Origin of the sequence: Stenotrophomonas maltophilia group sp. Smal13, assembly GCF_030236855.1 — a bacterium.
Lineage (GTDB): Bacteria > Pseudomonadota > Gammaproteobacteria > Xanthomonadales > Xanthomonadaceae > Stenotrophomonas > Stenotrophomonas maltophilia_A.
Genome location: NZ_JASJSQ010000063.1, coordinates 18,616 through 29,891 on the forward strand (window position 1 = coordinate 18,616; position 11,276 = coordinate 29,891).

At 67.4% G+C, this 11,276-nt stretch carries 10 protein-coding genes; 2 read left to right on the forward strand and 8 right to left on the reverse strand.

The annotated features are described in order from the left end of the window. Positions 1-20: 20 nt before the first annotated feature. The 5 genes from QRO95_RS18120 to QRO95_RS18140 all read right to left on the reverse strand — a co-directional run bounded on the left by QRO95_RS18120 (position 21) and on the right by QRO95_RS18140 (position 6,326). The gene (locus QRO95_RS18120; protein ID WP_049400926.1) at positions 21-800 is read right to left on the reverse strand and encodes a CvpA family protein; all 780 of its coding nucleotides are present in this window, start codon (positions 798-800) and stop codon (positions 21-23) included. Positions 801-846: 46 nt separating this feature from the next. Continuing rightward, complete coding sequence (locus tag QRO95_RS18125; protein WP_100437391.1) at positions 847-1,875, reverse strand: SPOR domain-containing protein; 1,029 nt, start codon at positions 1,873-1,875, stop codon at positions 847-849. 81 nt (positions 1,876-1,956) lie between these two features. Further along, the gene (gene folC / locus QRO95_RS18130; protein WP_285303139.1) at positions 1,957-3,228 is read right to left on the reverse strand and encodes a bifunctional tetrahydrofolate synthase/dihydrofolate synthase; all 1,272 of its coding nucleotides are present in this window, start codon (positions 3,226-3,228) and stop codon (positions 1,957-1,959) included. 41 nt (positions 3,229-3,269) lie between these two features. Beyond that, entirely contained in the window at positions 3,270-3,914 is a 645-nt protein-coding gene (locus tag QRO95_RS18135) for a histidine phosphatase family protein (protein WP_010483945.1), read from the reverse strand. A gap of 249 nt (positions 3,915-4,163) precedes the next feature. After that, positions 4,164-6,326, reverse strand: coding sequence for a S46 family peptidase (locus QRO95_RS18140; protein WP_049400929.1), 2,163 nt, complete (start codon positions 6,324-6,326; stop codon positions 4,164-4,166). 432 nt (positions 6,327-6,758) lie between these two features. Here QRO95_RS18140 and tdh point away from each other — a divergent pair, with 432 nt between their 5' ends. Continuing rightward, on the forward strand, positions 6,759-7,781 hold the full coding sequence (tdh, locus tag QRO95_RS18145; protein WP_010483949.1) for an L-threonine 3-dehydrogenase: 1,023 nt from the start codon (positions 6,759-6,761) through the stop codon (positions 7,779-7,781). 132 nt (positions 7,782-7,913) lie between these two features. Here the strand turns inward: tdh and QRO95_RS18150 are convergent, their stop codons facing one another. Further along, a complete protein-coding gene (locus tag QRO95_RS18150) occupies positions 7,914-8,609 on the reverse strand; it encodes a TorF family putative porin (protein WP_071229157.1) in 696 nt (231 codons plus the stop codon). A gap of 206 nt (positions 8,610-8,815) precedes the next feature. Between QRO95_RS18150 and kbl the strand changes: the two genes are divergently transcribed. Further along, a complete protein-coding gene (gene kbl / locus QRO95_RS18155; RefSeq protein ID WP_005408238.1) occupies positions 8,816-10,024 on the forward strand; it encodes a glycine C-acetyltransferase in 1,209 nt (402 codons plus the stop codon). A gap of 84 nt (positions 10,025-10,108) precedes the next feature. Here the strand turns inward: kbl and QRO95_RS18160 are convergent, their stop codons facing one another. Together QRO95_RS18160 and QRO95_RS18165 are read right to left on the reverse strand one after the other, a co-directional pair. After that, positions 10,109-10,444 carry a hypothetical protein gene (locus QRO95_RS18160; protein WP_049463434.1) on the reverse strand — a complete coding sequence of 112 codons (336 nt, stop codon included), beginning with the start codon at positions 10,442-10,444 and terminating at the stop codon, positions 10,109-10,111. 85 nt (positions 10,445-10,529) lie between these two features. After that, positions 10,530-11,276 (reverse strand): pseudouridine synthase (locus QRO95_RS18165; RefSeq protein ID WP_285303140.1); only part of this gene is annotated, 747 nt, incomplete at its 5' end.

The following is an 11,276-nucleotide window of genomic DNA, read 5'->3' on the forward strand; positions in this document are numbered from 1 at the left end:
CTCCGCTGGGCTGTGCCCAGTTACAAGGAAGGTGGCCGTACCTGGCCGCGGTGGTCGCCGCGCGCGCGGTCGACGTTGGCCGGATCGCCCGGCTCGATACTGTCCGGCAGTGCAGGAGCGTCCGGGCGCACTTCGGCCGGATCGTAGGAATCGCCCTGTTCCGCTTTCGCAGGCCGCAGCCATCCGCTGCCTGCCACTACCTGGTTGAGGATGCCATTATCGCCTGCCGCGCCCGGCTTTCCCAACCCGGCGCCTGCGTTCTTGCCCAACTCCATCAATGCAGATGGGGACAGCGCGTCGGTCGGCAAGGCCTTGGGCAGCAGATCGGCCCCGGGAACCTCCCAGTGCGGCAGTTTGCTGTTCATCCAGGCCACGGTCGGGTTCAGCAACGGACGCACCGCCGAGCGCTGCCAGGAGGGTTCGGCGGTCAGCGGGGTGAAGCTGCCCAGCAGCAGCAGGACCGCGGCGATCAGGCCGCCTCGCACCGCGCCCAGCACCCCGCCCAGCAGGCGGTCCAGGCTGGTCAGCATGCTGCGGTGGACCAGGGCTTTGATGACCATGCCGATGACCGCGACCACGATCATCACGCCGATGCCGACCCCCAGGTAGCCACCGACGAAGTGTTCGCCACCGGGGGCCGCCGGAGCGGCCCACCAGTGGGCGGCATCATTGCCGAAGGCGAAGGCCGCCCACGCGGCCAGCAGCCACGACAGGGTGCCGATGACGATTCCGACGAAGCCGCGCAGCATCCCCAGCAGGGTCGAGGCGGCGATCACGATCAGCAGCACCACGTCGATCATGGCGCCCCGCTCCTTCGGCGGCGCTGGCAACGGGGCTGCGCGTGGGTCATGGGTGCGGTCGGACCATGCCGGCCACGCCGACCTTGGCGGCGACCTGCGCCTTCAGCTGCTCGGCGTCAGCGCGGTTGGCCACCGGCCCGACGCGGACGCGATGCAGGGTGCCCTTGTCCGTGCGCACCTGCTCGACGAAAGCGCTGAAACCAGCGGCACGAACCTTGTCGCGCAGGGCATTGGCATCGTTGGCCTGACCGAACGCGCCCAGCTGCACGGCAAAGCCGACGCCGCTGGCAGCCGGTGCTGCCGGTGTGGTCGGCACCGTCGCCGGCTTGCTGGCGGTGGCCTCCGGCTTCGGTTCGGGCTTCGGCGCCGGCTTCGGCGGTTCCGGCTTGGCGGCCGGCGGTGCGGTCGCCGTTGGCGTGCTCGGCGGCAGGCTTTCGCTGCGGACCGGGTTGCCGCTGGCCGAGGGCGCAACAGCTGCGGACGGGGTGCTGGCGCTCGGCGCAGCCGGTGCCGGGGTGGCCGCAACCGGGGCACTGCTGCCGGCCGCCGCGTCCAGGGTGATCACTTCGGCCTTCACATCCGCACGGATCTTCACCGCCTGCAGGCGGGCCGCTTCGGCCTGGGCACGGTCGGCGTAAGGTCCAACGCGCACGCGCCATGCCTGGCGGCCGTTGATGGTGGCCGTTTCAGCGAAGCCCGGCAGCTGCGAGCGCTTCAGGTAGGCGATCACCGCATCGGCGTCGGCCTTGCTGCCGTAGGCACCGAAGGTGACCGCATAGTTGCCGGCGGCGACTGCCGGCGAGGTGTCCACGGTCGGCGGCGTAGCCGGCGTGGCAGCCTCCTGCAGCGGCTTGGCCTGCCCGGTCTGCAGGCCGGTGGCACCACCGGCCGGGGCGACCAGCGGCAGCTCACGGGTTTCGAACTGACCATCGGCCGGCGCATCCGGCGCGGCGATCGGCACATTGGCGACACCGCTGTCGGGTGCGGGTCCCTTGACCAGCATCGGCAGGAAAATCACGGCCAGTGCCACCAGCACGATGGCACCAATCAGACGCTGTTTCAGAGGCGTATCCACGTGAGGCAGGCAACTGTCCGGAGATTGCCGTCGATTATACGGGTGCCGGACCGGCCGGCGTCGGCGTTGGCTGAACGCGGGTCAGGCGTCGCCCTGCAGCCACTGCAGGGCCGCAGCGGCGGTATGGAAGGAGCCGAACACCAGCACCCGGTCACCCCGCTCAGCCTGGGCCAGCACCTGCGCCAGCGCCTGTTCGACGCTATCGGCCAGCGGTGCCTTGGCCGCCACCGTACCGCTCAGGCGTGCCTGCAGCTGAGCGGCGCTCTGCCCACGCGGACCGTCCAGCCCGGCCAGGGTCCACTCGGCCACCACGTCCTGCAGGGCCTGCACCACACCCGCCGCGTCCTTGTCCTGCAACGCGGCGTACACCGCCAGGGTGCGGCCGGCTGACACTTCGGCCTTCAGCGCACGCGCCAGCTGGCCCGCCGCCTGTGGGTTGTGGCCCACGTCCACGCGGATCTGCACGCCGTCGCGCTCGAATGCCTGCATGCGGCCGGAGATTCGCGCTGCTGCGATACCCGCGGCCCACGCCGCACGCGGCACCGGCTTGTCCAGCGCGCGCAGGGCGGCGATGGCAGCACCGGCATTGGCCAGCTGGATCGGGCCGGACAGCGCCGGGGTCGGCAGCTCCATGCGCAGGCCGACGTCGCGCCAGCGCCAGCGCTGGGCGTCGATCGGCTCGTAGAAGTAATCGCTGCCGCCGCGGATCGCGTTGGCACCGACCAGATAGGCACGCGCCAGCACGCTGGACGGCGGATCGGTCTCGCCCAGGATCACCGGCTTCCAGCCGCGGATGATGCCGGCCTTCTCGGTACCGATCGATTCGCGGTCCTCGCCCAGCCACTCGGCATGGTCGATGTCCACGGTGGTGATCACCGCCACGTCGGCGTCGACGATGTTGACCGCATCCAGGCGGCCGCCCAGGCCCACTTCCAGCACCGCCAGGTCCAGCCCGGCGTCGGCGAACAGCTGCAAAGCAGCGAGCGTGCCGTACTCGAAATAGGTCAGCGTGGTGTCGCCGCGTGCCGCTTCGACGGCATTGAACGCAGCAACCAGCGCCGCATCGCCCACGTCCTGCCCGTCGATGCGCACGCGCTCGTTGTAGCGCAGCAGGTGCGGCGAGGTGTAGGCACCCACCTTCCAACCGGCAGCACGGCCGATGGCCTCGATGAAGGCCACGGTGGAGCCTTTGCCGTTGGTGCCACCGACCACGATGGTGCGCCCGGCCGGCGCGCCAAGACCCATCGCCGTGGCCACGGCGCGCACGCGTTCCAGGCCCATGTCGATGGTCGCCGGGTGCTGGCGTTCAATGTAATCCAGCCAATCGGCCAGGGTGGTCGGGGTGTTCGTCACGGCAGTGCTTCCAGCAGGTACAGGTGGTTCGGTGTGGCGGGTCAGAGTGCGCGGTGCTTGGCTTCGCCGAAGAACGGCGTGTGGTGGGCGCAGTCGTTCAGGCGCACCACTTCCAGGCTGTCCAGGTCGGCGCCTTCGAGCAGGTTGAGCGTGGTCGGTGCCTGGCGGAAGGTCCACAGGCGGGAAATCGGCAGGCCCAGCACCTTGCACAGGATCACGCGGTTGACCGCGTCATGGGCAACCACCAGCAGGGTGTCGTGCTCGCCGAGGCCTTCGGTGGCACGGGCCAGGCCACGCCAGCTGCGTTCCAGCACCAGGCGCAGCGATTCGCCACCGGGCATCAGCACGGTATCGGGCTCCTCGCGCCAGGCCTGCAGGCGCGACGGATCCTTTTCGTTGATCTCGCTGGCGAGCAGGCCTTCCCACTCACCGTGGGCGATTTCCTGCAGCTCCGGCTCGGTCAGCAGCATGTCGGCACGCGCGGCGCCAAGCGCCAGCTGCGCGGTGCGCTGCGCGCGCGACAGCGGCGAGGCGACGGCACGGGTGATGTCCACCGAGGCCAGGCGGGCACCCAGTGCCTGGGCCTGGGCTTCACCGATCGGCGAAAGCGGAATATCGATCTGGCCCTGGTAGCGGCCTTCGGCGTTCCACGGCGTTTCGCCGTGGCGGGCAAGCAGGATGCGCATGCGTGCAAGGGGTCCTGGGGGGAGGAGGTTTCCGCGTTTCGTTCACATCCTGTGAAGTACGCGGAACAGGGATGATACCTGTTCGGCGCACCCGGCCGGGCCGGGCATGAAAAAACCCCGCGACCTGCGTCGCGGGGTTTCGGAAACTCCGGCTATCTGGTCGAGGTTGCCGGCCAGCGGCCGGCACTACCCTCGGTACAGGCAGTAGATCCACGCCATGCGTGGATGGACCGCCCCGAACCGCGAACCTTACTTGACCAGGTTCAGTTCCTTCAGCAGCTGCGGCGCCGGCGCCACTTCCTGCATGATCCACTGCATGTAGCGGCTGTCGACGGCGATCATGCGGGTCATCACCGGGTCGAACACCCAGTTGGAGCTGACCGATTCCCAGTTGCCATCGAAGGCCAGGCCGACCAGCTTGCCGTTGGCATCCAGCACCGGCGAACCGGAGTTGCCGCCGGTGATGTCCAGGTTGGACAGGAAGTTCACCGGCACTGAACCAATGCGCTTGTCTTCCAGGCCGCCGTAACGCTTGGCCTTGACCGCATCGAGCAGCGCCTTCGGCGAATCGAACGGATCTTCACCGGTTTCCTTCGCCGCCACGCCTTCCAGGGTGGTGAACGGGGTGTACTTCACACCGTCCTTGCCATAGCCCATGACGTTGCCGAAGGTGATGCGCAGCGACAGGTTGGCATCCGGATAGACGAACTCGCCCTGGCTCTTCTTGTAGTCGGCCACGGCCTGCAGGTACAGCGGGCGGGCGGTCAGCGATTCGCCTTCGCGGATCTTCTTCTGCTCTTCCTGCTTCAGCAGTGCCGGCATGACGGCCACGGCGTACTGGATGGCCGGATCGCTGCTGGCTTCAAACGCGGCACGGTCGGCCTTGAACCACTTCAGGCGATTGTCCAGGCTGCCCAGCTCGGTGCCGCCCAGCTTGTTCACCAGCGACTTGACCGCAGCGGCATCGCTGCCGGCCAGCCACTTGTTCAGCACTTCGTTGTCGCGCTGCGCGGCCGGCAGGGCCACGTACTGGTCCAGCCAGTAGGTCTGCAGCTGCTGGTCCATCTTTGCCACGTAGCGACGGTCCATCTGCTTCAGGCCACCTTCGATGGTGGTCAGGTCGCGTTCCTGGTAACCGGCCTCGCGCTCGGCATCCGGCTTGCTGCGCTCGATCGACAGGCGGTACAGGGTGATCGCTGCGCCAACGGCCGAGGTGTTGTTGAACTGGCCGACGAACAGGTCGCGTTCGCGGGTCGACTTGCTGGTATCCAGATGCTTGAGCAGCTGCGCATGGGCGGCCAGGGCCGGCTTGCCGGCAGCGCCCTGCTTCTTCAGCCAGGCCAGCACGGCGGCTTCTTCAGCCTGCTTCTGGCCTGCGGCGTCGATGCGCTTGAAGCCTTCCAGCTGGCCCAGGTAGTTCTTGGCCACGTTGTTCATGCTGGCGGCGGTCGCTGCGTACTTCACCTTGACGTCGGCGTCGGCCTTGCCGGCGTCGGCGATCATCTTCAGCACCGCGTTGTAGTGCTTGGCGATGGTCGGGTAGGTGAAGCTGGCGGTTTCGTTGAACTCGCCGGCCAGCGCATAGCGGTTGGTGCGGCCCGGGTAGCCGGCCACCATCACGAAGTCGTCGGCGCCCAGCGGCTGGTCGGCGAACTTCAGGAAGTGCTTGGGCTGGTACGGCACGTTGTCGGCGGCGAAGGCGGCCGGCTTGCCGTCCTTGCCCACGTAGGCGCGGTAGAACGAGAAGTCGCCGGTGTGGCGCGGCCACATCCAGTTGTCGACGTCGCCACCGAACTTGCCGACGCTGCCCGGGGGGGCGTAGACCAGGCGCACGTCCTTGATTTCCATGTTGCGGAACAGGCGGTAGGTGTTGCCGCCGGAGAAGCTGTACAGGCGGCAGCGGAAGCCGGCGTCGGCTTCACAGGCGGCGACCTGGGCTTTGTCGAAGGCGTCCAGCGCGCGGCTGCGGGCCAGCGGGTCGTTGCCGGCGCCGGCAATGGCGGCCTTGGCCTGGGCGGTGACGTCGGTGATCTGGTCGAGCACGAACACGCGGGCGTTCGGGCCGGCGCTCAGTTCGTCCTTCAGGGTCGGCGCATTGAAGCCGTCCTTGATCAGGTTCTTCTGCGCGGTCGAATTCAGCTGGATGGCGCCGTAGGCGCAGTGGTGGTTGGTGACCACCAGGCCCTGCGGCGAGACGAAGCTGGCGGTGCAGCCGCCGAGGGCGACGACCGCGCCCATCGGGTCGCCGGTCAGGTTGGCCAGCTGTTCCGGGGACAGCTTCAGGCCGGCCTTCTGCAGCGGGCCGGCGATTTCCGGCAGCTGCTGCGGCACCCACATGCCTTCAGCGGCATGGGCGACCTGGGCCAGCCCAAGGCTGGCGACGATGGAGAATGCAAGCAGGTTCGAGCGCATGGAGCGGCCCCTGGTAGTGGAACCTTCGATTGTAGCCCGCCGCCCTGCCCCGCCCCGAACCCCGGAAGTCATGCAATCAGGTGCTTCCACCGTTCAGCATCTCCATTGCGATGGGTCAGAGACGAGAGGCCAGGCCGATGCAGGACACGCCGTAAACCCATCCATGGGGGCTCGGTCGCGCCATCCATGGCGCTCACGGTCCTGCATCGGCCTGGCCTCTCGCCTCCCCACAGTCCCCTGGCCTCGGACGGTAGCGCCGAGCCATGCCCGGCGAGCGAAGCGACGCCGCTGTTCGCAGCACGTTCGAAACGCCCGCCGGCGCACGCCTTTCGTTCCGCCATTGCACCCGCAGCGCAACATGGGAAATCCGCGCGGCACCCTATAATCCGCGCTTTCCCCCTGATGAGTTCCACCCCGATGGCGCAGCAAACGATGAAGGCCCTGGTCAAGCGCGAAGCGGCCAAGGGCATCTGGCTGGAAGAAGTTCCGGTTCCGACCCCGGGCCCGAACGAGGTCCTGATCAAGCTCGAGAAGACCGCGATCTGCGGCACCGACCTGCACATCTACCTGTGGGACGAGTGGAGCCAGCGCACGATCAAGCCGGGCCTGACCATCGGCCACGAATTCGTCGGTCGCGTCGCCGCACTCGGCTCGGCCGTGACCGGCTATGAAATCGGCCAGCGCGTCTCGGCCGAAGGCCACATCGTCTGCGGCCACTGCCGCAACTGCCGTGGCGGCCGCCCGCACCTGTGTCCGAACACCGTCGGCATCGGCGTCAACGTCAACGGCGCCTTCGCCGAGTACATGGTGATGCCGGCCAGCAACCTGTGGCCGATCCCGGACCAGATTCCGTCCGAGCTGGCCGCGTTCTTCGATCCGTACGGCAACGCCGCGCATTGCGCGCTGGAGTTCAACGTGATCGGTGAAGACGTTCTGATCACCGGTGCCGGCCCGATCGGCATCATCGCCGCCGGCATCTGCAAGCACATCGGTGCACGCAACGTGGTGGTGACCGACGTCAACGACTTCCGCCTGAAGCTGGCCGCCGACATGGGTGCCACCCGCGTGGTCAACGTGGCCAACCAGTCGCTGAAGGACGTGATGAAGGAACTGCACATGGAGGGCTTCGACGTGGGCCTGGAAATGAGCGGCAACCCGCGTGCGTTCAACGACATGCTCGACTGCATGTACCACGGCGGCAAGATCGCCATGCTCGGGATCATGCCCAAGGGCGCCGGCTGCGACTGGGACAAGATCATCTTCAAGGGCCTGACCGTGCAGGGCATCTACGGCCGCAAGATGTACGAGACCTGGTACAAGATGACCCAGCTGGTGCTGTCCGGCTTCCCGCTCGGCAAGGTGATGACCCACCAGCTGCCGATCGACGACTTCCAGAAGGGCTTCGACCTGATGGAAGAAGGCAAGGCCGGCAAGGTGGTGTTGAGCTGGAATTGACCCTTCGCCGCGCGCGATGGGTGGGTGCCGAGCTTGCTCGGCACACCTTGAAATTGAAAAAGGCGCCCGATGGGCGCCTTTTTCGTAAAGCGTGCCAGGCAAGCCTGGCACCTACCGGTAACGCCTGCAGCGTTACTTGCCGATGGCCACGCTCAGCATCACGCGGCTGTGGGCCAGCTTGCCGGAGTTGTCGCGGCCGTTGCCGTCGGTACCGTAGTAGCCCAGGCCGACCTTGGCCATCCCGAACTGGCGCTCAACGCCGACATTCCAGTCGGTGTAATCCTTGGCGATGCCGTCTTCAAACGTGCTGCGGCCGACATTGGCATTCAAGGTGAAGTCCTTCGGCAGGCCCCAGCTGCCACCCAGGCCGAAGTACCAGCCATCGGTGCTGCTGTTCCATACATCGTTGGTGTAGGCCACCGTCAGCTTGTAGGTGTCATCCAGCGTGGTGGTGGTGATCAGCTCGTTGTAGTTCTGGTGGCTGGACTTCAGGTAGGTGTAGCGGTTCAGCAGCACGTCGACGTTGACGCGCTCGGTGACGTCCACGCCGTAGCCGATCAGGTAGTCGACCTCGGTCTTCGGATCACCTGCACCGAAGTCCACGCCCGAACCCCAAACGCCGGCATACAGGCCAACCGGGCTGGTGTAGGTGAAACCGGCCTGCAGGGTCGGATCCTCGTCGGTCTGCGACACACCACGGAACAGGTAATCGGAAACAGCGGTGACGTTCCAGCTGTACGGCGATTCGTTTTCCTGGGCGCTGGCGGCGAACGGGGCGGCCAGGGTCAGGGCAGCGGCAATGGCGAGGCAGGCACGGGCGTGCTTCATGAGCGTCTCCGGTGGGGGCGGTGGCGTGGAAGGCGGGGAGCGGGCGCAGCGGCCGGAGCGGGACAGCTCCGGTTCACGAATTTTTAACCAGTTTGCTATTGCGATGCAACATGTGCCGGCCGTGGCGATGCCCCATCCGGGCCGGTCGGCAAGCGGCGATGCCCGGTAGAATCAGCGGTTTCCCCGTTCAGAGCCGTGCCCACGCCATGACCGACGCCTCCTCCGCCCTGACCCGCCACTACGCCGAGGAACTGGACGCCATCCGCGCCCAGGGCCTGTTCAAGTCCGAGCGGATCATCACCAGCCCGCAGTCGGCCGAGATCACCCTCGAGGACGGCCGCAAGGTGCTGAACTTCTGTGCCAACAACTACCTGGGCCTGGCCGACCATCCGGACCTGATCCAGGCCGCCAAGGATGCGCTGGATACCCACGGCTTCGGCATGGCCTCGGTGCGCTTCATCTGCGGCACCCAGGACCTGCACAAGCAGCTGGAGAAGCAGATCGCCGACTTCTTCGGCAAGCAGGACACCATCCTGTACGCGGCCTGCTTCGATGCCAACGGCGGCCTGTTCGAGCCGCTGCTCGGCGAGAACGACGCGATCATTTCCGATGCGCTGAACCACGCCTCGATCATTGACGGCGTGCGCCTGTGCAAAGCCAAGCGCTTCCGCTATGCCAACTGCGACATGGCCGACCTGGAAGCCCAGCTGCAGGCCGCCGACGCCGCCGGCTGCAAGACCAAGCTGATCACCACCGACGGCGTGTTCTCGATGGACGGCTTCATTGCGCCGCTGGACGAGATCACCGCGCTGGCGAAGAAGTACAACGCGCTGGTGCACATCGACGAATGCCACGCTACCGGCTTCCTCGGTGCCACCGGCCGCGGCTCGGCCGAAGTGAAGGGCGTGCTGGAAAAGATCGACATCATCACCGGCACCCTGGGCAAGGCCATGGGTGGTGCACTGGGCGGCTTCACCTGCGCCAGCGCCGAGGTGATCGAGCTGCTTCGCCAGCGTTCGCGCCCGTACCTGTTCTCCAACTCGCTGCCGCCGCATGTGGTGGCCGCCGGCATCAAAGCGTTCGAGATGCTGGCCGCCGCTGACGATCTGCGCGACACCCTGGTGGAAAACACCCGCTACTTCCGCGAAAAGATGGTCGCCGCCGGTTTCGACGTGAAGCCGGGCGTACACCCGATCAGCCCGGTGATGCTGTACGACGCACCGCTGGCGCAGAAGTTCGCCGAGCGCCTGCTGGAAGAAGGCATCTACGCGATCGGCTTCTTCTTCCCGGTGGTGCCCAAGGGCCAGGCCCGCATCCGCACCCAGATCAGCGCCGCGCACAGTCGCGAGCATCTGGACCGCGCGATCGATGCGTTCACCCGCATCGGTGTCGAGCTGGGCGTGATCAAGGGTTGATCCCCACCGGCCAAAGCGTGCCGACCAAGGTCGGCACCTACCGGGCGTGAGGGCGTGCCGACCGAGGTCGGCACCTTCCCGGCATCACTTCTTTTTCTTCTTGCCCTTCGGCTCGTCCTTGCTGGCCACCACCACCGGCTTGGCGGCAGCATCCTGGCCGTTGCCCTTGGCAACGCGGATGCCATTGGCCTTCATCCAGGCATCGAACTCATCGGCGGTCATCTTCTTGTCGCCGTTGCTCATCAGGAAGCGGTAGCTGCCGCGACCATCCAGCTCCGGGGTCTTCACTTCCACCACCGGGGTCTCGGCCGGCATTTCCGCCTTGGCCACCTTCTTGTGGCCACCACAGGCGGTCAGCAGCACCATCGGCAGCAGCAGGCCTGCGCAGCGCAGGGTTTGGTTGAGGGTCGGGTGGTACATGGGCAGGCTCCGTTCGGGAAATTCAGCAGCCAGACGCCCCCTACGCCTGGAACGGTGGCCGGCAACCGCCGGCCGCGGGCGATGATCAGCCCGGTGCAGCGGCCCCCAGCCGCTGCTGGTCACTGACCTCCAGCACCCGCCACTGGCCCTTGCCGAGATCGCCGAGCTGCAGCCCGCCGATCGCAACCCGGACCAGGCGCAGCACCTGCAGGTCGAAGGCCGCCAACAGGCGGCGGATGTGGCGGTTGCGGCCCTCGTCGAGGACCACCTCCAGCCACGCGGTCTTATCGCCGCTGCGCAGCACGCGCACAGCCTGGGCGACGAGGAACTCGCCCTCGTCGTCCACGCCGGCCTGCAGGGCCGCCAGCGTGGCGTCATCGGGCAGGCGGTCGACCTGCACGTGGTAGGTCTTGTCCGGCCCGGTCTGCGGGTCGGTCAGGCGCGCCGCCCACTGCGGATCGTTGCTGAACAGCAACAACCCTTCACTGGCCTTGTCGAGGCGCCCGACCGGCGCGATCCACGGCAGGCCGGCACCATCGAAGCACCGGTACACGGTATCGCGGCCACGCTCATCCTGCGCGGTGGTCACCACCCCACGCGGTTTGTTGAGCATCAGGTACAGGCGCTGCGGCGCGCCCATCGGCTGGCCATCGACCTCGATCGGCGGCGCCGGCTGCCCAATCGGGAATTCGGGATCCCGCACGATGCGGCCGGAGACGCGCACGCGGCCATCGGCGATCCAGCGCGCGGCCTCGCTGCGCGAACACACGCCGGCCTTGGACAGCACGCGCGCCAGGCCATGACGGACACCGGCGGCTGTGGCAGCGGGAGT